Origin of the sequence: Tatumella sp. JGM130, from assembly GCF_018257525.1 — a bacterium.
Taxonomy (GTDB): domain Bacteria; phylum Pseudomonadota; class Gammaproteobacteria; order Enterobacterales; family Enterobacteriaceae; genus Tatumella; species Tatumella punctata.
In genome coordinates this window covers 13,855-34,863 of sequence record NZ_JAERJS010000030.1, presented here as the reverse complement: position 1 = coordinate 34,863, position 21,009 = coordinate 13,855, and the positions used below count along the sequence as shown (strand labels likewise).

The window sequence follows — 21,009 nt, the reverse complement described above, 5'->3', positions numbered from 1 at the left end:
AAATCCCGGGCGTAAGCCACGCGGTAACAGGGAGCCTGATTATGATTACTCTGGAAAACTATCAACAGCGTCGCCGTAAACTGCTGGCGACAATGGCACCGGGCAGTGCGGCTTTATTTTTTGCCGCCCCGGAAGTCACCCGCAGTCGTGATACTGAATATCTGTACCGGCAGAACAGTGACTTCTGGTACTTCACCGGATTTAATGAGCCGGACGCTTTGCTGGTACTGATAAAAAGTGATGAAAATCATAGTCACAGTGTTCTGTTTAACCGGGTCCGGGATCTGAGTGCCGAAACCTGGTTTGGCCGGCGTCTCGGTCAGGAGGTTGCCCCGCAGGCTCTGGCGGTGGATAAAGCCCTGCCGTGGGATGAACTGGACCAGCAGTTATACCAGCTGCTGAACGGTCTGGACGTCATCTATCATGCCAGTGGCGAATACTGGTTTGCCGACCGGAAAGTCGCTGAAGCACTGGAAAAATTACGTAACGGCAGTCGACAGAATCTTCAGGCACCCTCTACCGTCACGGACTGGCGGCCGCGGGTACACGAAATGCGACTGTTTAAAGACGCGGAAGAAATTAATATTCTGCGGCAGACCGGAAAAATCTCAGCCCTTGCCCATCAACGGGCGATGCAAAGCTGCCGTCCGGGAAAATATGAATATCAGCTGGAAGGTGAAATTCACTACGAATTCAGCCGTCATGGCTCGCGGGTACCGGCTTATAACACCATCGTTGGTGGCGGGGCGAATGCCTGTATTCTGCATTACACCGAAAATGAAAGTGAACTGCGTGACGGCGAGCTGGTACTGATTGATGCCGGCTGCGAACTCTACGGCTATGCCGGGGATATTACGCGAACGTTCCCGGTGAATGGCCGTTTCAGCCCGGCGCAGCGACAGATCTATGACATTGTGCTGGCCTCTCTGGAAAAAGCCCTGTCCCTGTACCGGCCGGGCGTCAGCATCCGTCAGGTCAATGACGAAGTTATCCGCATTATGGTCAGCGGCCTGGTGGCGCTGGGCATCATGCAGGGGGAAGTGGAGGTTCTGATCGCGGAGAATGCCCATCGCCAGTTCTATATGCATGGTCTGGGCCACTGGATGGGGCTGGATGTGCATGATGTCGGTGATTACGGTTCTGCTTCACGCGAACGGTTACTGGAACCCGGCATGGTATTAACCGTTGAACCGGGGCTGTACATTGCGCCGGACGCGGATGTTCCGGCACAATATCGCGGTATTGGTATAAGAATTGAAGACGATATCCTGATTACTGAGCACGGTCATGAAAACCTGACCGATACTGTAGTAAAAAATGCAGACGATATTGAGGCACTGATGGCTGCGGCCAGTCAGTCACATCACCCATAGGCTAAATACTTCGCCATGAGCATAATAATTGCGGGGGGAGGGATGACCGGGGCCACACTGGCGCTGGCAATCTCTCACCTGACGGAAGGGAAACTCCCTGTCACCCTGATTGAAGCCACAGCCCCCGGCGAGCGCGGGCATCCCGGATTTGACGGCCGGGCGATTGCCCTTGCGGCTGGAACCTGTCAGCAACTGGATAATATCGGTGTCTGGTCATCGCTTGCCGATTGTGCGACGCCGATCACCGATATTCATGTCAGTGACCGCGGCCACCCGGGCATGGTGCGGATCAGCCATCGCCAGTATCATCTGCCGGCGTTGGGAAATGTGCTGGAACTCTATGATGCTGGACTCCGGCTGTTTTCACGGCTGAACAATGCTGCCGGGGTGCGGGTGGTGTGCCCTGCACAGGTCACACAGGTACAGCGTACCGCGCAGCAGGTCACGGTCAGCCTGGACAACGGTGAAACCCTGACCGGCAGCCTGCTGGTGGCTGCGAACGGCTCCGGTTCGTCTCTGGCCGCCGGTTGCGGTATCCGCTGGCAGAAAGAGGACTACCGGCAACTGGCGGTGATCGCTAATGTCACCACCAGCCAACTGCCGGCCGGCCGTGCTTATGAACGTTTCACCCCTTATGGCCCGCTGGCACTGTTGCCGATGTCCGGCCATCGCTTCTCACTGGTGTGGTCGTTACCGGCTGACATGCGGCAGCAAATCAGCCAGTGGACTGACCGGCAGTTTCTGGAACAACTTCAGCAGGCATTTGGCTGGCGTCAGGGACGTTTTATTCATTGCGGTAAACGTGATTATTATCCGCTGGCCCTGCAACAGGCGGTTGATATCACTCATCACCGGCTGGCGCTGATCGGTAATGCAGCCCAGACACTGCATCCGATTGCCGGACAAGGGTTTAACCTCGGATTACGGGATGTTATGACCCTGGCTGAAACGGTGGCACAGGCGGCGGCAGCCGGAGAAGATACGGGCAGTCACCGGGTACTCAGCCAGTACCGCCAGCGACGTCTGCCGGATCGTCAGAAAACCATTGCCATTACCGACGGACTGGTCAGGCTGTTTTCCTGTGAGGATCTGCCGCTGGTCGTCAGCCGCAACCTGGGGTTAAGCGTCATGGAAAAACTACCGTGGCTGAAAAATCAACTGGCCGGGCGTACCCTGGGCTGGGTAAAACGTTAATGAGAGAGTACTGATGCAGAGCTTTGATGTTGTCATCGCCGGTGGCGGAATGGTCGGGCTGGCTGTAGCCTGTGGGTTACAGGGCAGCGGTATGCGGGTCGCGGTACTGGAACAGCATCCGCCGCAGGCCCCGGATTTACAGGCAGCCCCGGCGGTCCGCGTCTCGGCAATTAACCTCGCCAGCGAACGGCTGCTCAGCCATCTCGGGGTCTGGCAGGACATTCTGGCCATGCGGGCCAGTGCCTATCACGGTATGGAAGTCTGGGAGAAAGACAGCTTCGGCCAGATCCGTTTTGACGATCAGCCACAGGGCATCTCCAGCCTCGGCTATATTATCGAAAACCAGGTGATCCACCATGCCCTCTGGCAGCGTGCCAGCCAGTGCAGCGATATACAGCTGATTGCCCCGTCCGCCCTGCAACAGGTTGCCTTCGGCGATAACGAAGCCTTTGTCACCTTGCAGGACGGCAGTATGCTGACCGCCAGGTTGCTGGTTGCCGCTGATGGAGCGCAGTCCGCACTGCGCGAGAAAGCCGATATCCCGCTGGTCTTCCGCGATTATCAGCACCATGCACTGGTGGCGAATATCCGCAGCGTACAGCCCCATCAGTCTGTGGCACGACAGGTATTTTATGGTGACGGCATTCTGGCGTTTCTGCCATTGGCCGATCCGCACCTCAGCTCGATTGTCTGGTCCTGCGATCCGCAACAAGCCAGCCGCCTGCAGGGCATGTCTGAACAGGAATTTAACCAGCAGCTGGCGGTGGCCTTTGATATGAAACTCGGCCTTTGTCAGCTGGAAAGTGACCGTAAAACCTTCCCGCTGGTGGCACGCTATGCCCGGCAGTTTGCTGCTCACCGGCTGGCCCTGGTGGGAGACGCCGCCCATACCATCCATCCGCTGGCCGGACAGGGAGTTAACCTCGGTTTTATGGATGCGGCAGAACTGATCGGCGAAATCCGCCGTCTGCATCAGCAGGGGAAAGATATTGGTCAGCACCTCTATCTGCGCCGCTATGAACGCAACCGTAAACACAGTGCAGCGCTGATGCTGGCCTCAATGCAGGGGTTCCGCGATCTGTTTGCCGGTAATAATCCGGCCCGCAAACTGTTGCGTGACATCGGGCTGAAACTGGCAGACACACTGCCGGGAGTGAAACCGCAACTGCTGAAACAGGCCATGGGGTTACATGATCTGCCGGACTGGCTGCAAGACCGCTGAATAAGCGGGCTGGGTGGGTGGCGGGTGACCGATGGCCGGGGAGAGATCCCCGGCCATTATTGTCTGGTGGCAGGGGTGTTTTGCCGGAAGCACCGCACGCTGGCTGATTGTCCGGCAGTCACGGCATCGCAGAAGGAGAGACACGCCGCGCCACAGGCCACCGAATATAGTGCTTTAAGTCTCTGAAACCGGAACCTATAATCAGACGACTCCCGCCCGGGAGGTCACTGTCTGTCCGCCGTTTGCCGGATCTCCGGCGGCCAGTGACGGCAGTGTATTTGTTATAAGGGGACTCTGTTATGCCGTTATCAGCGACTTCAGCACCCGCAGCCGGTGTGGATCAGCACAGCGCATTGATTATTGTGGATGTTCAGAACTGCTTTGTCACCGGCGGAAGCCTGGCGGTGGACGGCGGCGAAACCATCATCCCGCTGATTAACCGGCTGGCAGCGCGGTTCAGCAACCTGATCCTCACCCAGGACTGGCATCCGGCGCAGCATATTTCGTTCGCCGCACAACATCCCGGCAAACAGCCCGGAGAATTTATCGACACCACTTATGGTCCGCAAATCCTCTGGCCGGTACACGCGGTGCAGGGAACAGAGGATGCGGCCCTGCATCCGGAATTACAGGTCGATCACGCGCAGCTGATTATCCGTAAAGGCTGCCATCCGCATATCGACAGCTACTCGGCCTTTACGGAAGCCGATCGCCAGACCACCACCGGGCTGGCGGCTTACCTCAGGGCCCGGGATATCCGTACTCTGTGGATTGCGGGGCTGGCGACTGATTTTTGTGTGGCTATGACCGCCATTGATGCCAGCCAGGCCGGATTCGACACCCGGGTGATCACCGATGCCTGTAAAGCCATTGATATCCGTGGATCTCTCGACGCAGCCCGGCAGCAGATGCTCGCCCATGGCGTCAGCCTTATCGGCTCTGCTGCGATTGTCTGACAATCCCCCTCTCAGTTACAGGAAAAAACTATGCCGGAACTGACCACTGATCTGCCACCACCCCGGCTGGAAATTAATAATCTGACGGTGCGTTATGGTGATGTCACAGCCTTAAATAATGTCAGCCTGCAGGTCGCTGAAGGAGAGTTTATCTGCATCCTCGGCGCATCGGGCTGCGGGAAAAGCACCTTATTCAATGTCGTCTCCGGACTGCTGCCGGCCAGTGAAGGCCATATCTTGTTGCAGGGAAAGGACGTCACTCATAAGCCCGGCCAGGTTGGCTATATGCTGCAAAAAGACCTGCTGCTGCCGTGGCGTACCGTTCTGGGGAATATCACCCTGTCGGCGGCCCTGACACGGGGTGTTCGTCCCGAAGATCGCCAGCAGGCCCGCCAGCTGGCGACCCGCTACGGACTGGGTGAATTTCTGGACTATTATCCCCACGCCCTCTCGGGGGGGATGCGCCAGCGGGTGGCGATGATGCGTACCCTGGCGGCGGGAAAAGAGCTGATGCTGCTGGATGAGCCTTTTGGCGCACTGGATGCCCAGACCCGGTTCAGTATGCAGGAATGGTTACTGCAAATCTGGCGCGATCTCAGGCGAACTATCCTGTTTGTGACCCATGATGTTGATGAAGCTATCTTTCTGGCGGACCGGATCGTGGTGATGACACCACGACCGGGCCGGATTGCCGAAATTCTGCCGGTCACTCTGCCACGGCCACGGCGACTGGATGATCTGACCGGTGACTCCTTTATACAACTGAAACGACAAATCATGAGCAGGCTGTATCACGACGAGAAAAATAACGGAGGCCGCCATGAATAATGGTCAGCAACGTCCTGTTCGCGCGGTACTGGTGTGGCTGTTATCGCTGGTGATGATCCTGGTATTCTGGCAGCTGGTGGTCTGGGTTTCCGGGCTGCCGGGCTATGTTATTCCTTCCCCCCTGACAGCATTGACTACCCTGCTGGAAAATGGCCAGCGCCTGAAACTGCTGACCCTGCAAACCGTTACCGAAACTGCCATCGGCTATCTGCTGGGTGCCTGTGCCGGGTTTATCCTTGCACTGATGATGGGGCAGATCCGCATCATTCAGCGGCTGGTGATGCCGGCGCTGATTGTCTCCCAGGCGGTACCGATAGTGGCGATTGCTGCACCGCTGGTGATTATTTTTGGTTTTGGTATGTTACCGAAACTGATTATCGTGGCGTGGATCGTCTTCTTCCCGGTACTGGTGAATGTACTTGACGGGCTGGCGGCGATTGACCGGGATATGCTGAATCTTGCCAGACTGATGGGCGGCACACCGCTGCGGGTTTTTCTGCGGGTTAAACTTCCGGCCTGTGTCGGACCGTTATTTTCCGGCCTGAAAATCGGTGCCACCTATGCGGTCACCGGGGCGGTGATCGGTGAATGGACGGCCTCGGCACAACAGGGGCTGGGGACTTACTTACTCAGCGCTAACGCGCGGATGGATACGGCAGGAGTATATGCCGCGATGATCCTGCTGACCGCGATCGGGGTAGGATCTTTCCTGCTGGTCCTCGGGCTGGAAAAAATCGCCACCCCGTGGCGCAGCAGCAACAAAGCCCCCCGTTATTTGCGTTAAGCCCGCTGAAAATTACCGTCACTATGCTGACTGACTGGAGATATACACAGTGAAAAAAACCATAACCGGTAGCGCCATTATCAGTGCATTACTCGCCGGTCTTTCTGCCGGCAGTGTTTATGCTGCTGCACTGACCCCTGTCCGTTTTGTTTATGACTGGTCTGCGGCCGACCATCAGTTGATCCCGCTGGTCGTCGGGCAGCAGAAAGGCTTCTATCAGCAGGCCGGGCTGGATGTCAAAGTGATCTTCCCGCCGGACTCCCAGACAACCGCACGTATGCTGGCCCTCGGTCAGGCCGATGTCGGGCTGAATGCCACCACTGATGTGGTCTTTGCTGCCGACCAGGGGCTGCCGGTGATCGCTGTTGGCCTGTATGCCCAGCATAACAACTGGGGGCTGTTTACCCGTCCCGGGGTACCTCTGTCCCTGCAGGATCTGAAAGGAAAATCCATCGCCATCTTTACCGACTCCTGGAGCCGGGCGATGCTGCCTTTTGTGCTTAAAGCCGCCGGTCTGCAGGAAAGTGATGTCAGATTTATTATTGCTCAGGACAGTGATATTCCTCTGCTGCTGTCCGGCAAAGTGGATATTGCCACAAATACCAATAACTTCCTGGTGCCGGATGTGGAACTGGCGGTCGGAAAATCGCCGGGAGAACTGACCGGCAAAGCCGCCGGGGTGCCGGATGTGCCGGTCTGGGCTTATACGGCGTCGACCCGTTATCTGCAACAGCACGGCGATGTGGCAAAAAAATGGATGCAGGCGACGATTAAAGCCACCGAGTGGGCCGCGGCTCATCCGGATGAGGCTGCGACTATGCTGCATAATGCCTATCCGGACAGTGGTTCAGTGGCACTGATCAGTAAAGCCTGGAAAATTATTTCGCCGGACATGAAAGGTGAGCAGGGCTATATGACGCAGAGTGACAGCAGCTGGCTGCCGATTGCCCGCGCCTTACAGGCAACAGGACAAATCAAAACTGTCCTGCCGGCAGACAAATACTACACCCGTCAGCTACTGGAATAACCGCCGTCCCCGCAGATGCCGGAAGCACAGGGGCCGGAGACGGCCCCTGTGCTTGTGTGCAGGTATCACAGAATAACCAGCATTATTTTATGGTTCTGCCGCGGTTATATCAGTTTTTTCTCTTCAAACCCGCTACTTTTTTCCCGGTCACCCGCGCTCTTCTGACAGTGCACACTGCTGCTTACCATTATTCAGCCTGTGGTTAATTTTATCTTTCGGTGGTAAGTTTTTTAAGCAGGGCAGTATTTGTATGACGGCAGATACCGGCGCGCTCTTCAGGGTAAACCTCTTACTTACGGACAGGATGGGTTATGACTCAGCACACACCTTTGTTTGAACAGCATCAGGCCTGCGGTGCCAGGCTGGTCGACTTCCATGGCTGGATGATGCCACTGCACTACGGCTCGCAGATTGAAGAACACCTGGCGGTACGTCATTCGGCAGGGATGTTTGATGTCTCTCATATGACGATTATTGACCTGAAAGGCCCCCGCAGCCGTGAATTTCTGCGTTATCTGCTGGCTAACGATGTGGCAAAGCTGACCCGCCCCGGCAAAGCCCTGTACAGCGCAATGCTGACCGCCTCCGCGGGCGTGATGGACGACCTGATTGTCTATTACCTGGCCGGTGACCATTTCCGGCTGGTGGTTAACTCGGCGACCCGCGAAAAAGATCTGGCCTGGATCTCCCGGCATGCAGCCCCTTTTGCGGTCAGTGTACAGGCGCGGCCTGATCTGGCGCTGATTGCCGTGCAGGGGCCGCAGGCACAGCAAAAAGTCCGCAGCCTGCTTACCGACAGCCAGCGCAGTGATACCCGGCAAATGGCTGCTTTTTTTGCTGTACAAAGCGGTGATCTGTTTATCGCCACCACCGGTTACACGGGGGAACCGGGTTACGAAATTGCGTTGCCTGCTGAGCAGGCGGCCGGGTTATGGCAGCAATTACTCAGTGCCGGGGTAAAACCGGCAGGGCTGGGGGCCCGCGATACCCTGCGGCTGGAAGCCGGTATGAACCTCTATGGTCAGGAGATGGACGAAAGCATCTCACCTCTGGCAGCTAATATGGGCTGGACCATTGCCTGGCAGCCGGAAGAACGTCAGTTTATCGGCCGTGAAGCACTGCAGGATCAGCGTCAGCACGGCACAGAAAAACTGGTCGGACTGATACTGAAACAGAAAGGCATATTACGCCCGGCGCAGCCGGTATTGTTTACCGACAGTCAGGGGGTGCACCGGCAGGGGATCATTACCAGCGGTTCATTTTCACCGACCCTCGGCTGCAGTATCGCCCTCGCGCGGGTACCCGCATCCATCGGCCATCAGGCGGTGGTGCAAATCCGTCAGCGTGAAGTTCCGGTGATGGTCACTCAGCCGGTGTTTGTCCGTGCCGGTCAGCCGCTGAACTAACATTATTTTCAGGAGAGCATTTTTATGAGCAATATCCCGGCAGAACTAAAATACCGTGCCAGCCACGAATGGCTGCGTTATGCAGACGATGGCAGTGTAACCGTGGGCATCACCGAACACGCCCAGCAATTACTCGGTGATATGGTATTTGTTGACCTGCCAGCAACGGGCGCGCAACTCACCTGCGGGCAGGAGTGTGCGGTTGCTGAATCCGTAAAAGCCGCCTCTGATATTTATGCCCCGCTGGATGGCGAAGTGATTGCCGTTAACCAGGCGCTGGCAGAACACCCGGAGCTGGTGAACAGCGATCCTTACGGGGAAGGCTGGTTATTTAAGCTCACCCCGTCCGGCGGAGAGCAAGGCCTGCTGGATGCGGCCGCCTATCAGGCTTCGGTTGACGAGTAATCGCGGCCATCCCAGGCCCCTGCGCCGCTGAGCGGCGCTGTCCGACGCGGCAGGGCACTCTGTCCTGCCGTTATCTTTCCCGCCAGATTCAGGATGCACAGCATATGACACGGACCTTAAGCCAGCTGGAAAACCACAATGAATTTATCGCCCGCCATATCGGCCCCGATCGCCGGCAACAGCAACAGATGTTGCAGGTGATCGGCGCTGAATCGTTACCGGCGCTGATCGCAGATATTATCCCGCAGGCCATTCGTCTGCCGGAACTGCCCGCCACAGGCCAGGCGGTAACAGAGCAGCAGGCGCTGGCGGAACTGAAAGAGATTGCCGGACAAAACAAAATTTTTAAATCCTGGATTGGTATGGGTTATAGCGCGGTCATTACTCCGCCGGTGATCCAGCGTAATTTACTGGAAAACCCCGGCTGGTACACGGCCTACACGCCTTATCAGCCCGAGGTATCTCAGGGGCGGCTGGAAGCGCTGCTTAACTTCCAGCAACTGACCCTTGACCTGACGGGGATGGAGATTGCCTCGGCCTCGTTACTGGATGAAGCCACCGCCGCTGCCGAAGCGATGGCGATGGCAAAACGGGTCAGTAAACTGAAAACCGCCGGTAAATTTTTTGTCGCCGAAGATGTCCACCCGCAAACCCTTGATGTGCTGCGCACCCGGGCCGGTACTCTCGGTATTGAACTGATTATTGATCTGCCGGAACGTGCCGTCGAACATCCGCAGATTTTCGGGGTATTGCTCCAGTATTGCGGCACCCGCGGTCAGCTGCATGATCACCGTGCGCTGATTGCACAGCTGAAACAGCGCGACGTTATTGTCAGTGTTGCCGCCGAATTTATGGCGCTGGTATTGCTGGCCTCACCGGGCAGCCAGGGGGCAGACATTGTGTTTGGATCTTCCCAGCGTTTCGGCGTGCCGATGGGGTACGGCGGCCCCTCTGCGGCTTTCTTTGCCTGCCGTGAGGCCTTTAAACGGGCGATGCCCGGCCGGATCATCGGCGTCTCGCGTGATGCCAGCGGTAACACGGCTTTACGTATGGCGATGCAGACCCGTGAGCAGCATATCCGCCGCGAGAAAGCCAACTCGAATATCTGTACATCGCAGGTATTGCTGGCCAATATTGCCGGGATGTATGCCGTATACCACGGGCCGCAGGGGCTGAAACGGATCGCCGGACGTATCCACCGGCTGACGGATATCCTGGCGGCGGGCCTGCAACAGCGCGGGCTGACACTTTGCCATCATCAGTGGTTTGATACCCTGATGGTCGAAGTCAGCGATAAAGCGGCGGTACTGAAACGCGCGGCACAGCAACAGGTGAATCTGCGCACCGATCTTCACCGGGCAGTAGGGATCACCCTCGATGAAACCACAACCCGCGATGATCTGCTGACCTTACTGGCAATCCTTGATGGCGGGCCGGCACAGGCTGATATTGAGGCGCTTGACCGTCAGGTTGCCACTGACAGCCAGTCACTGCCACCGGCGTTGTGCCGTAGCGGGACTATTCTCAGCCATCCGGTCTTTAACCGTTATCACAGCGAAACAGAGATGCTGCGTTACCTGCACCGGCTGGAAAAAAAAGACCTTGCCCTTAACCAGGCGATGATTCCGCTCGGCTCCTGTACCATGAAACTGACCGCCACGGCAGAAATGCTGCCGGTCAGCTGGCCGGAATTTACTGCGCTGCACCCGTTCTGCCCCCTGTCACAGGCCGCAGGGTATCAGCAGATGATAGCAATGCTTTCGCGCTGGCTGGTACAGCTGACCGGCTATGATGCTCTGTGTATGCAGCCGAATTCCGGGGCCCAGGGAGAATATGCCGGTTTGCTGGCAATTCGTCGTTACCATGAAAGCCGTCATCAGTCACAGCGCCATATTTGCCTGATCCCTGCATCGGCCCACGGCACCAACCCGGCGTCGGCGCAGATGGCAGGTATGTCGGTGCAGGTGGTGGCCTGTGATCCAAGGGGCAATATTGATCTGCAGGATCTGCGGCACAAAGCGGCGCAGGCGGGGGATCAGCTGTCCTGCATTATGGTGACCTATCCTTCAACCCATGGGGTGTATGAAGCGACGATCAGTGAAGTCTGCCGGGTGGTGCATCAGCACGGCGGGCAGGTCTACCTGGACGGAGCGAATATGAATGCTCAGGTCGGCCTGACGTCACCCGGCATTATCGGGGCGGATGTATCGCACCTCAATCTGCACAAAACGTTCTGTATTCCCCACGGTGGCGGCGGGCCGGGGATGGGGCCTGTCGGGGTAAAAGCCCATCTGGCACCCTTTGTGCCGGGCCACAGTGTAGTGCAGGCCGAAGGGGTATTAACCCGTCAGGGGGCTGTAGCGGCAGCACCTTTTGGCAGTGCGTCTATTCTGCCGGTCAGCTGGATGTATATCCGCATGATGGGGGCCGCAGGGCTGCGGCAGGCCAGTGAAATCGCGATCCTGAATGCCAACTATATTGCCGCCCGGCTGGCAGCGGCTTATCCTGTGCTGTACACGGGGGAACAGGGGTATGTGGCCCATGAATGTATCCTCGATATCCGGCCACTCAAAGAACAGACCGGTATCAGCGAAATGGATATTGCCAAACGACTGATCGACTATGGATTTCATGCGCCAACCATGTCATTTCCGGTCACCGGTACCCTGATGGTGGAACCGACAGAGTCAGAAAGCCTGACGGAACTGGACCGTTTTATTGACGCCATGCTGGCTATCCGCGCTGAAATTGAGCGTGTGGCTGCCGGAGAATGGCCGGCAGATGATAACCCGCTGGTCAATGCGCCCCATACTCAGCAGGAAATCACCGGTGACTGGCAGCACTGTTACTCACGCAGCCTGGCGGTATTCCCTGCCGGCAGCGCAGACAAATACTGGCCTGCCGTAAAACGCCCGGATGATGTTTACGGTGACCGCCATCTGTTCTGTGCCTGTCCTGCCCTCAGTGATTATCAGTAATCGCCGCTGACAGGTGACGCGCCCTGCACCGGTACGGGCAGGGCTGCGGTGACTGACTCAGGCTGACCAGCATAGACGAACCTGTAACCCGTCAGGTAACAATATGCACTTATTAACTACTCCGCGGCTGACCGGCCGCCGGTTAACCGGCCGGGACTGGCCTTTTTTCTGCAACTGCATCAGCACCCGCAGGTGATGGCGTTTATTGCCGATCCTCTCACCGAACAGCAGATTCTGACCAGGTTCCGGCAGCGCCTGAAACCATGGAACACCGACAGCAGACACTGGCTGTGCCTGCTGCTGACCGAACGCACCAGCGCTCAGCCCGTCGGTCTGACGGGATTTTGTCTCAGGGAGCCGGGCATCGCCGAAGCGGGCTTTATGTTCAGCCCTGAGGCTCAGGGAAAAGGTTATGCCAGTGAATCACTGAATGCCCTGACGGCTGAGTATTTTAATCGCGGTTACGGTCACCGGATATTCACCCGCGTCAGCGCAGAAAATCATGCCTGCATAAGTCTGATGCAGCGCTGTGGTTTTCAGCAGGAAGGCCGGTTAAGGCAATGTTTTTTTCTGCACCGGCAGTGGCAGGATGATCTGCTGTTTTCGCGGCTGGCTAGTGATCCGGTCAGTGGCAGATAAAGGCACTGACAACGGCCTGCTGCGCCGGAGGCCCGGCGGCTAAACCGGCACAGAATCACCGGGTTACCTGAAAATAAATCAGTTACAGGCATTCACAAATTAATTTCAGCTTACACCTGTACACTGAAATTAATTATGGTTAGGCTGGAAGAGGTTTATCAGTAATCCGCTATCAGAAGATCAGGAAGTACACGATGACAAAACACCGTTTTTTCCCCAAAGGATATTCCGTTGGCGAAGAAATCGCTAACAGCCTTAGCCACGGACTGGGTTGCCTGTTCGGGGTCGCCGGGCTGCTATTATTGCTGAGCCGGGCCATAACATCCCATGCGGATGCCATCACCATCACCAGTTACAGCCTGTACGGTGGCAGTATGATCCTGCTGTTTCTGGCATCGACCCTCTACCATGCCATTCCGTCGTCAAAGGCCAAACCCTGGCTGAAAAAATTTGACCACTGTGCCATTTATCTGCTGATCGCCGGCACCTATACGCCGTTTCTGCTGGTCGGCCTGAAATCACCGCTGGCATACGGCCTGATGGTAGTTATCTGGCTACTGGCGCTGGCAGGGATTATCTTTAAATTATTTTTTGCCCACCGTTTTAAAATATTATCGCTGATCACCTACCTGCTGATGGGCTGGCTATCGCTGGTGGTGGTCTATCAGCTGGCGACACGTCTGTCGGCGGCCAGTGTCTGGTTACTGGCGGCTGGCGGTATCGTGTATTCTCTGGGGGTGATTTTTTACGTTTCGCGGCGAATTCCTTACAACCATGCCATCTGGCACGGGTTTGTACTCGGTGGTGCCATTTGCCACTTCTGTGCTATTTACCTCTACGTTCGTTAAAATCCCCGGCAGCAGTGCGGCTGCCGGGCGGTATTTAATCTTCGTCGGTCAGCGAATAAGGCAACGGCCGGGGTGTCAGTTCCGCCCCTTCATCGCCTGCGGGGCGTAATATCGCCCCGTCATCCAGATCATTATTCAGTACTGCCTGTACCGACAACTGGCCATCATTCCGTTTTACTGCCGCCAGGACGGTTCCGGTACGGCGCCATTTATCCCCCAGTTGTAATTCCAGCGCAGCCCCGGGCTGAGGTACCGATTCGCCGTTACCCAGCAGCCAGTAAAGGGCCCGTTTATTGGCACCACGGTATTTTGCCCGCGCCACCATTTCCTGACCGGTGTAACAGCCTTTCTTAAAACTGATCGCCTGCAGGGCCTGTAAATTGGTGGCCTGAGGGATAAATTCACCGCTGACCGCACTGTCGATCAGCGGTTGTCCGGCTTCGATATCCAGTGCCAGCCACTGCTGGCTGTCGGCGGTCTGCGCCTGGCTCAGGGCCTGGCGCAGGGCTGTGGTCTGCGGTTCGCCGGCAATCACCAGAAAACGTTCCGCAGGCTGGCCTTGCCACAGCAGCAGGGTATCGCCTGCCACCCGGCGCGGATTATCCGCATCCGGCAACTCAGGGAAACAGGCGGCCAGCGCTTGACGTGCGCCGTTACCGGCCACCCCGGTCAGCTGGCGACTGTCATCGGCAGCCAGGCTGACTTTGGAAAATACCGCATATTTTTTCAGTTCGGTCAGCTGATGCTCGCGAACCTCGCGGCGCAGCAGATAGGCATAGCCCTGTAAATCATGGAACAGGCGCAGGCTGCTCCACATTTTGCCTTTGGCATCACAGTGGGCAGCCAGCCGGTGGTCATTCTCTGCCAGCGCGGCCACATCCAGGGTGAGCTGCCCCTGTAAGTAACTGGTGCTGTCCGGTCCCTGAGCGGTGACCAGCGCCCAGTCATCCAGAGCGATAACGGTCAGAGGCAGGGCATGTGCCGCTGCCGGAGAAGAAGAAGTATGTGCGGGCATAAGGCATCCTGTGGCTGAAAGTGCCGTACCGGCCCGGCAAACCGCCTTGCCGGGTACGACAGAAAAACACTTCCGGCATTATTCACCAAAGCTGCGCTGCTGAAAAGAGCCGGACCGGGCAGGCAGTGCCTTTCCCCGACTTCTGTTCCGCGGCGGGCTGCGGGGAGCGGGGGCGGGGTTGCATCCCGGGCCTGTGGATATTACGCCCGGCCGCGCATTTTTTTATCTGTCCGCGTCGGCCTGGTCGCCAGCCTGTCATTATCCGGGGTAAACTGGCGGCCTTCCCCTCAACAGTACAGGATGAACTATGTCGGATAACACTTCCCCGGGCATCGAGGATAAATCGCGCATTCAGTGGGCATGCAGACGCGGTATGCTGGAACTGGATATGGCGATTATGCCGTTTTTCAAATATGAATATGACAGCCTGAGTGACCAGGATAAACAGTGTTTTATTCATCTGCTGGGTGCCGATGATCCGGACTTATTTAACTGGATGATGCAGCACGGTGAACCCGCCGATCCGCAGCTGAAGCGGATGGTTAATCTGATCCGTGAACGTAATGCACTACGCGGCCCGGTGGCACGCTGAGCTGACAGCCTCACGGCTGGCCCTGCGGATACAGACAGTATTGCAGGGGCTGGTCTTACTGGCGCTGCTCTGTTCCCCGTGGCCGCTGCCGTGGCTGCCGGTTAAATTACTGGCAGGCTGGCTGATGTGGCGGGAAGGAAAACAGGCAAGACGGCGGCTGGCAGAACGCCGCGGCCGGTTAGAGGTCGATGAGCAGGGTATCTGGTACTGGCAACAGCAGCAATGGCGGACGCGGGGGAACCCCGGCTGGCTGCCTTGTGGCGTATTATTATGTCTGGAGAACAGCCGCCGGCAGCAGCTGAGATTCTGGCTGATGCAGGATGCGATGCCTGCCGGTGACTGGCGGGGGTTACGGATGCACTGGTTTTATTGCCGCCGCTTCCCCGTCGCATAACAGGCTGTTCAGAATAACGCCGCCATCTGGCTGAGGATTTGCTCACACCAGCGCTCAATTCGCTGGTCGGTCAGTTCAAACTGGTTAACATCATCCAGCGCCAGTCCGGCAAAATGCCTGCCGTCCGGCAGAACCGCTTTCTGGCTGATAAACCCGAAGCCGTCCGTCGGCCAGTAACCGATAAAGCGCACCCCCATCGGTTGCAGTAAATCGTGCAGCATACCCAGAGCATCAAGGAACCATTCGCTGTAACCAATCTGGTCCCCCATCCCGTACAAAGCGACAATTTTACCGCGCAGCTGTAAATCCGGCAGCAGGGGCCACACCGCTTCCCAGTCTTCCTGTAATTCACCGAAATCCCAGGTCGGAATGCCCATAATCAGCACGTCATATTGCAGGGTAGCTTCTATCGGCCCGTCTTTGACATTATGTAATGTCACCAAATCCGCACCGATAAAATCACGGATTTTTTCCGCAACAATCTCCGTATAGCAGGTACTGGAACCGTAGAATAATCCGATTTTCATGCTGTCAGTGGCTCTGTTGATCGAAAATTTTGCCGTATGGTAGCAGAAAGCAGGCAGCGGGGATATTACGCCACGGCGCAGGGTCACCGGGAGATTCCCTTAGAAATCACCCGCCGATTTCGGCATAATAGCCCGTCGGGTAACCCCCGGCAGATCAGGTTTACCACAGGCGAAAAAACGGAGGCAAGGTGCAGGATAAACAGCCAGCTGATGAAAATACCAGCATTGTTGAACTGTTTCTCGACACTGTCTGGATAGAGCGTAACCTCGCACAGAATACCCTGTCGTCATACCGTCAGGACCTGCAACAGCTTACGGACTGGCTGGCGGCACATCAGTTATCTCTGCGGCAGGTGACTGCCGAACAGTTACAGGGTTTTCTTGCCGAACGCCTTGCCGGTGGTTATAAAGCAAGCAGTTCGGCAAGGCAGCTCAGTGCCATGCGGCGGTTATTCCAGTACCTGTACCGAGAAAAGCAACGCAGTGATGACCCTGCGGCGTTATTATCGTCGCCGAAACTGCCGCAGCGGCTGCCGAAAGATCTCAGTGAATCGCAGATTGAACGTCTGCTGCAGGCACCCTGTACTGACATCCCCCTCGAACTGCGTGATAAAGCGATGCTGGAATTACTCTACGCCACCGGGCTGCGGGTCTCGGAGCTGGTGGGCTTATCCCTTAGCGATATCAGCCTGCGGCAGGGGGTGGTGCGGGTACTGGGCAAAGGGGACAAAGAGCGGCTGGTGCCGCTCGGTGAAGAAGCGGTTTACTGGCTGGAGCAGTACCTGGAATATGGCCGCCCGTGGCTGACCAATGGCCAGTCGCTGGACGTGATGTTCCCGAGTAACCGTGCCAGACAAATGACCCGTCAGACCTTCTGGCACCGGATAAAATACTATGCGCTGCTGGCCGGGATCGACAGTGAAAAGTTATCCCCCCATGTATTGCGGCATGCGTTTGCCACTCATTTACTGAATCACGGCGCAGATTTACGGGTTGTACAGATGCTGCTTGGGCACAGTGACCTGTCGACAACCCAGATTTATACCCATGTAGCCAACGAGCGGCTGCGACAGTTACATCAACAGCATCATCCCCGGGCCTGACCCGGCGGGTGAAAAGGACAGTATTTCCATGAAAAAAACACTTTTAGCAGTAACTCTGCTGTGGTCGGCTCTTTCCGGTCTGGCACAGGCCGATGACTCAGCGATTCAGAACACCCTGCAACGGCTGGGCGTTAAAGTGACCGATATACAGCCGTCAACCCTGCCGGGCATGAAAACGGTCCTCACCGACAGCGGCGTATTTTATATCAGTGACGACGGTAAACAGATGATCCAGGGGCCGCTGTACGATATCAGCGGTCAGCACCCGGTGAATGTGACTTTCCGTCAGCTGGGCCAGAAAATGGAACAGATGGTCCCGCAGATGATTATCTATAAAGCGGCGAAACAGCAGCACGTGGTGACGGTATTTACCGATATTACCTGCGGCTATTGCCATAAACTGCACCAGCAAATGGCCGATTACAATGCCCTGGGGATCACCGTACGTTACCTGGCCTTCCCGCGTGAAGGAATGGGCGGTGAGGTCGCCAAAGCCATGACTTCCGTATGGTGTGCCGCCGACCGCAACAAAGCCTTTGATGCGGCGATGAACGGCAGCGCCCCGGCACCGGCCAGCTGTAATATTGACCTCAGCCGCCAGTATCAGCTCGGCCTGATGTACGGTATCCAGGGGACACCGGCGATACTGACCGAAAACGGCACCCTGATCCCCGGCTATCAGGGACCTCAGGAACTGAAACAGTATCTCGACAGCCAGTCAGCAGGGAAGTAACTTTTGGCCGGAAAACATGTTGCTCAACTGCGTCGTCGCCAGCCGGCCGATGAAACGCAACTGCCGGCCGAAATGCCGGCACTATTACGCCGTTTATATGCCCTGCGCGGGGTCAACTCGGCCAGCGAACTGGATCGCAGTGCCGCGGGGTTACTGCCCTGGCAGGGCCTGACGGGGATAGAAACGGCAGCCGCGTTACTGCACCAGGCCATATCAGACCGGCAGCGGATTATTGTGGTCGGTGACTTTGATGCAGACGGGGCCACCAGCACCGCTCTGTCGCTGCTGGCGTTACGCAGCCTCGGGGCAGAAAACCTTGATTTTCTGATCCCTAACCGCTTTGAAGACGGTTATGGCCTGAGTCCGGAAGTGGTGGAACAGGCACGGGCCCGCGGCGCGGAATTGATCCTGACGGTGGATAACGGAATTTCCTCCCATGCGGGGGTGGTACTGGCCAGCCAGTACGGTATTCCGGTGGTGATTACCGATCATCACCTGCCGGGGGAAACCCTGCCGCCGGCGGCGGCTATCGTTAACCCTAACCTCAGAGACTGTGCTTTTTTGTCCCGTTCGCTGGCCGGGGTCGGGGTGGCGTTTTACCTGATGCTGGCCCTGCGGGCGCGGCTGCGTCAGCACGGCGGGTTCGGTGACCGGCCGGTGCCAAACCTCGCAGAGCTGCTCGACCTGGTGGCCCTAGGTACCGTGGCGGATGTGGTTCCCCTCGACGCCAATAACCGTATCCTTGTCTGGCAGGGGCTGCAACGGATCCGCGCCGGGAAATGCCGTCCGGGGATCCGTGCGTTACTGGAAGTGGCAAACCGGCAACCGGCCAGGCTGGTCGCCAGTGATCTTGGTTTTGCCCTCGGGCCGCGTTTAAATGCGGCCGGGCGGCTCGACGATATGTCTGTCGGGGTCTCCCTGCTGCTGTGCGACGACACCCAACAGGCGCGGATGCTGGCCAGTGAATTAGATGCCCTGAACCAGACCCGTAAACAGATAGAGCAGGGGATGCAGGCCGAAGCATTAAGCCTGTGTGATTCGCTGGAACAGGCTGATGAGCAACTGCCCGGCGGGCTGGCATTTTATCATCCTGGCTGGCATCAGGGCGTGGTCGGCATTGTCGCCTCGCGTCTGAAAGAGCGTTTCCACCGGCCGGTATTTGCTTTTGCCCCGGCCGGCGACGGAACCCTGAAAGGTTCCGGCCGTTCGGTCAGCGGGCTGCATCTGCGTGATGTACTGGAACGGCTGGACACGCTGCACCCGGGGATGATGCTGAAATTTGGCGGCCATGCCATGGCGGCGGGCCTGTCACTGAATGAAGACCAGTTTGAACACTTCCGCCAGGCATTTGCAGAGCTGGCCGGTGAATGGCTGGATGAGCAGCAGTTGCAGGGCGTGGTCTGGTCTGACGGTGAATTATCCGGCCATCAACTCAGCCTGCAGACGGCGGAAATACTGCGTGAAGCGGGGCCCTGGGGGCAGGCTTTCCCGGAACCGTTGTTTGACGGTCAATTCCGCATCCTCCGGCAGCGGCTGGTGGGCGAACGCCACCTGAAACTGATGCTGGAACCGGTGGGCGGCGGCCCGTTACTGGATGGTATCGCCTTTAATATTGATACCGCCCTGTGGCCGGACAACAGCGTACAACAGGCCGAAATTGCCTATAAGCTGGATATTAACGAATTCCGCGGTCAGCGTAATCTGCAGCTGTTAATTGAACATCTGTGGCCGGTGGCCTGATTAGCCATAACCCGCGGCAATGTTCTGTGCAACAATAGCACTGTTGCTACTGTGCAGGGGATACCCGAAACATCACCTTTACGGTACACTGTGGGGCCTTAACTGAGCCAGTTACCGACCAACTAAAAGAAATATTAAGCCATGTTTGAGATTAATCCGGTAAGAAACCGTATCCAGGACCTCTCTGAGCGCAGTAATGTGCTTCGGGGGTATCTTTGACTACGATGCTAAAAATGAGCGTCTCGAAGAAGTTAATGCTGAACTAGAGCAGTCCGATGTCTGGAACGAACCTGAACGCGCTCAGGCGCTGGGTAAAGAGCGTTCCTCACTGGAAGCCATAGTCAACACCCTGAACCAGCTGGCACAGGGGCTGGAAGATGTCAGCGGCCTGCTGGACCTGGCAGTGGAAGCGGACGACGAAGAGACCTTCAACGAAGCGGTTGCTGAACTGGACGATCTGGACAAAAAGCTGGCCGAACTGGAATTCCGCCGTATGTTCTCCGGCGAGCACGACAGCGCTGACTGTTATATCGATCTGCAGGCCGGTTCCGGCGGCACCGAAGCCCAGGACTGGGCCAGTATGCTGCTGCGGATGTACCTGCGCTGGGCCGAAGATAAAGGCTTTAAAACTGAAGTGATCGAAGAGTCGGATGGCGATGTGGCTGGTATCAAATCAGCCACTATCCGTATCTCCGGCGAATATGCGTTCGGCTGGCTGCGTACCGAAACCGGGGTGCACCGTCTGGTGCGTAAAAGCCCGTTTGACTCCGGCGGTCGCCGTCATACCTCTTTCAGCTCGGCGTTTGTCTATCCGGAAGTGTCTGACGATATTGATATCGACATTAACCCGGCCGACCTGCGGATTGACGTTTACCGCGCCTCCGGGGCCGGTGGTCAGCACGTTAACCGTACCGAGTCTGCGGTGCGTATTACCCATATTCCGACCAATACTGTCACTCAGTGTCAGAATGACCGCTCCCAGCATAAAAACAAAGACCAGGCAATGAAGCAGATGAAGGCCAAGTTATACGAGCTGGAAATGCAGAAAAAGAATGCCGAAAAACAGGCGCTGGAAGATAACAAATCCGATATCGGTTGGGGCAGCCAGATCCGTTCTTATGTACTGGATGATTCGCGGATTAAAGATCTGCGTACCGGCGTGGAAACACGCAATACCCAGGCAGTGCTGGATGGCGACCTGGACCGGTTTATTGAAGCAAGTTTAAAAGCAGGTTTATAAGGAAA

General features: G+C 56.9%; 20 protein-coding genes. 18 read left to right on the top strand and 2 right to left on the bottom strand.

Annotation, left to right across the window (positions count from 1 at the left end; all coding sequences use genetic code 11):
• Positions 1-41 precede the first annotated feature (41 nt).
• From pepP to JK211_RS13215, 12 genes are all read left to right on the top strand, one after another.
• Positions 42-1,373, top strand: a complete 1,332-nt coding sequence (gene pepP, locus JK211_RS13270; protein WP_212709148.1) for a Xaa-Pro aminopeptidase — start codon at positions 42-44, stop codon at positions 1,371-1,373.
• 15 nt (positions 1,374-1,388) lie between these two features.
• Positions 1,389-2,567, top strand: coding sequence for a 2-octaprenyl-6-methoxyphenyl hydroxylase (gene ubiH, locus JK211_RS13265; protein WP_212709147.1), 1,179 nt, complete (start codon positions 1,389-1,391; stop codon positions 2,565-2,567).
• 13 nt (positions 2,568-2,580) lie between these two features.
• Positions 2,581-3,789, top strand: coding sequence for an FAD-dependent 2-octaprenylphenol hydroxylase (ubiI, locus tag JK211_RS13260; protein ID WP_212709146.1), 1,209 nt, complete (start codon positions 2,581-2,583; stop codon positions 3,787-3,789).
• A gap of 299 nt (positions 3,790-4,088) precedes the next feature.
• On the top strand, positions 4,089-4,745 hold the full coding sequence (gene pncA / locus JK211_RS13255) for a bifunctional nicotinamidase/pyrazinamidase (RefSeq protein WP_212709145.1): 657 nt from the start codon (positions 4,089-4,091) through the stop codon (positions 4,743-4,745).
• Between the two features lie 30 nt (positions 4,746-4,775).
• A complete protein-coding gene (locus JK211_RS13250) occupies positions 4,776-5,573 on the top strand; it encodes an ABC transporter ATP-binding protein (protein WP_249213334.1) in 798 nt (265 codons plus the stop codon).
• Positions 5,566-6,357, top strand: a complete 792-nt coding sequence (locus tag JK211_RS13245) for an ABC transporter permease (RefSeq protein WP_212709144.1) — start codon at positions 5,566-5,568, stop codon at positions 6,355-6,357. Before JK211_RS13250 ends, JK211_RS13245 begins: the two co-directional genes overlap by 8 nt.
• 49 nt (positions 6,358-6,406) lie before the next feature.
• On the top strand, positions 6,407-7,384 hold the full coding sequence (locus JK211_RS13240) for an ABC transporter substrate-binding protein (protein WP_212709143.1): 978 nt from the start codon (positions 6,407-6,409) through the stop codon (positions 7,382-7,384).
• A gap of 311 nt (positions 7,385-7,695) precedes the next feature.
• Positions 7,696-8,790 (top strand): glycine cleavage system aminomethyltransferase GcvT, encoded by a 1,095-nt coding sequence (gene gcvT / locus JK211_RS13235; protein ID WP_212709142.1) that lies wholly within the window; start codon positions 7,696-7,698, stop codon positions 8,788-8,790.
• A 24-nt stretch (positions 8,791-8,814) separates the two neighbouring features.
• Positions 8,815-9,195 carry a glycine cleavage system protein GcvH gene (gene gcvH, locus JK211_RS13230; protein WP_212709141.1) on the top strand — a complete coding sequence of 127 codons (381 nt, stop codon included), beginning with the start codon at positions 8,815-8,817 and terminating at the stop codon, positions 9,193-9,195.
• Positions 9,196-9,299: 104 nt separating this feature from the next.
• The gene (gene gcvP / locus JK211_RS13225) at positions 9,300-12,173 is read left to right on the top strand and encodes an aminomethyl-transferring glycine dehydrogenase (RefSeq protein WP_212709140.1); all 2,874 of its coding nucleotides are present in this window, start codon (positions 9,300-9,302) and stop codon (positions 12,171-12,173) included.
• Between the two features lie 111 nt (positions 12,174-12,284).
• Positions 12,285-12,812, top strand: a complete 528-nt coding sequence (locus JK211_RS13220; protein ID WP_371734642.1) for a GNAT family N-acetyltransferase — start codon at positions 12,285-12,287, stop codon at positions 12,810-12,812.
• Between the two features lie 194 nt (positions 12,813-13,006).
• Positions 13,007-13,660: a hemolysin III family protein gene (locus tag JK211_RS13215; protein WP_212709138.1), complete on the top strand. Its 654-nt coding sequence runs from the start codon at positions 13,007-13,009 to the stop codon at positions 13,658-13,660.
• A gap of 34 nt (positions 13,661-13,694) precedes the next feature.
• Here the strand turns inward: JK211_RS13215 and ygfZ are convergent, their stop codons facing one another.
• Positions 13,695-14,675, bottom strand: a complete 981-nt coding sequence (gene ygfZ / locus JK211_RS13210; RefSeq protein WP_212709137.1) for a tRNA-modifying protein YgfZ — start codon at positions 14,673-14,675, stop codon at positions 13,695-13,697.
• A 307-nt stretch (positions 14,676-14,982) separates the two neighbouring features.
• Here ygfZ and sdhE point away from each other — a divergent pair, with 307 nt between their 5' ends.
• Both sdhE and JK211_RS13200 read left to right on the top strand, forming a co-directional pair.
• A complete protein-coding gene (gene sdhE / locus JK211_RS13205) occupies positions 14,983-15,267 on the top strand; it encodes an FAD assembly factor SdhE (protein WP_212709136.1) in 285 nt (94 codons plus the stop codon).
• The gene (locus tag JK211_RS13200) at positions 15,239-15,661 is read left to right on the top strand and encodes a protein YgfX (RefSeq protein WP_212709135.1); all 423 of its coding nucleotides are present in this window, start codon (positions 15,239-15,241) and stop codon (positions 15,659-15,661) included. Before sdhE ends, JK211_RS13200 begins: the two co-directional genes overlap by 29 nt.
• Positions 15,662-15,669: 8 nt before the next feature.
• Here JK211_RS13200 and fldB read toward each other — a convergent pair whose 3' ends face one another.
• Complete coding sequence (fldB, locus tag JK211_RS13195; protein WP_212709134.1) at positions 15,670-16,188, bottom strand: flavodoxin FldB; 519 nt, start codon at positions 16,186-16,188, stop codon at positions 15,670-15,672.
• 188 nt (positions 16,189-16,376) lie between these two features.
• Here fldB and xerD point away from each other — a divergent pair, with 188 nt between their 5' ends.
• From xerD to prfB, 4 genes are all read left to right on the top strand, one after another.
• Entirely contained in the window at positions 16,377-17,291 is a 915-nt protein-coding gene (xerD, locus tag JK211_RS13190) for a site-specific tyrosine recombinase XerD (protein WP_212709133.1), read from the top strand.
• A 28-nt stretch (positions 17,292-17,319) separates the two neighbouring features.
• On the top strand, positions 17,320-18,024 hold the full coding sequence (gene dsbC / locus JK211_RS13185; RefSeq protein WP_212709132.1) for a bifunctional protein-disulfide isomerase/oxidoreductase DsbC: 705 nt from the start codon (positions 17,320-17,322) through the stop codon (positions 18,022-18,024).
• A gap of 3 nt (positions 18,025-18,027) precedes the next feature.
• Entirely contained in the window at positions 18,028-19,764 is a 1,737-nt protein-coding gene (gene recJ, locus JK211_RS13180; protein WP_212709131.1) for a single-stranded-DNA-specific exonuclease RecJ, read from the top strand.
• Positions 19,765-19,905: 141 nt separating this feature from the next.
• Positions 19,906-21,004 (top strand): peptide chain release factor 2 gene (gene prfB, locus JK211_RS13175; RefSeq protein WP_212709130.1). Its coding sequence is split into 2 segments (ribosomal slippage): positions 19,906-19,980 and positions 19,982-21,004, totalling 1,098 coding nucleotides; the frame shifts between segments, so codons are not numbered across the junction.
• Positions 21,005-21,009: the final 5 nt, after the last annotated feature.

Bases quoted from the DNA above. Each gene is read 5' to 3' on its own strand.
- pepP (WP_212709148.1), top strand. From the start codon at position 42: ATGATTACTCTGGAAAACTATCAACAGCGTCGCCGTAAACTGCTGGCG.
- ubiH (WP_212709147.1), top strand. From the start codon at position 1,389: ATGAGCATAATAATTGCGGGGGGAGGGATGACCGGGGCCACACTGGCG.
- ubiI (WP_212709146.1), top strand. From the start codon at position 2,581: ATGCAGAGCTTTGATGTTGTCATCGCCGGTGGCGGAATGGTCGGGCTG.
- pncA (WP_212709145.1), top strand. From the start codon at position 4,089: ATGCCGTTATCAGCGACTTCAGCACCCGCAGCCGGTGTGGATCAGCAC.
- JK211_RS13250 (WP_249213334.1), top strand. From the start codon at position 4,776: ATGCCGGAACTGACCACTGATCTGCCACCACCCCGGCTGGAAATTAAT.
- JK211_RS13245 (WP_212709144.1), top strand. From the start codon at position 5,566: ATGAATAATGGTCAGCAACGTCCTGTTCGCGCGGTACTGGTGTGGCTG.
- gcvT (WP_212709142.1), top strand. From the start codon at position 7,696: ATGACTCAGCACACACCTTTGTTTGAACAGCATCAGGCCTGCGGTGCC.
- gcvH (WP_212709141.1), top strand. From the start codon at position 8,815: ATGAGCAATATCCCGGCAGAACTAAAATACCGTGCCAGCCACGAATGG.
- gcvP (WP_212709140.1), top strand. From the start codon at position 9,300: ATGACACGGACCTTAAGCCAGCTGGAAAACCACAATGAATTTATCGCC.
- JK211_RS13215 (WP_212709138.1), top strand. From the start codon at position 13,007: ATGACAAAACACCGTTTTTTCCCCAAAGGATATTCCGTTGGCGAAGAA.
- ygfZ (WP_212709137.1), bottom strand. From the start codon at position 14,675: ATGCCCGCACATACTTCTTCTTCTCCGGCAGCGGCACATGCCCTGCCT.
- sdhE (WP_212709136.1), top strand. From the start codon at position 14,983: ATGTCGGATAACACTTCCCCGGGCATCGAGGATAAATCGCGCATTCAG.
- JK211_RS13200 (WP_212709135.1), top strand. From the start codon at position 15,239: ATGCACTACGCGGCCCGGTGGCACGCTGAGCTGACAGCCTCACGGCTG.
- fldB (WP_212709134.1), bottom strand. From the start codon at position 16,188: ATGAAAATCGGATTATTCTACGGTTCCAGTACCTGCTATACGGAGATT.
- dsbC (WP_212709132.1), top strand. From the start codon at position 17,320: ATGAAAAAAACACTTTTAGCAGTAACTCTGCTGTGGTCGGCTCTTTCC.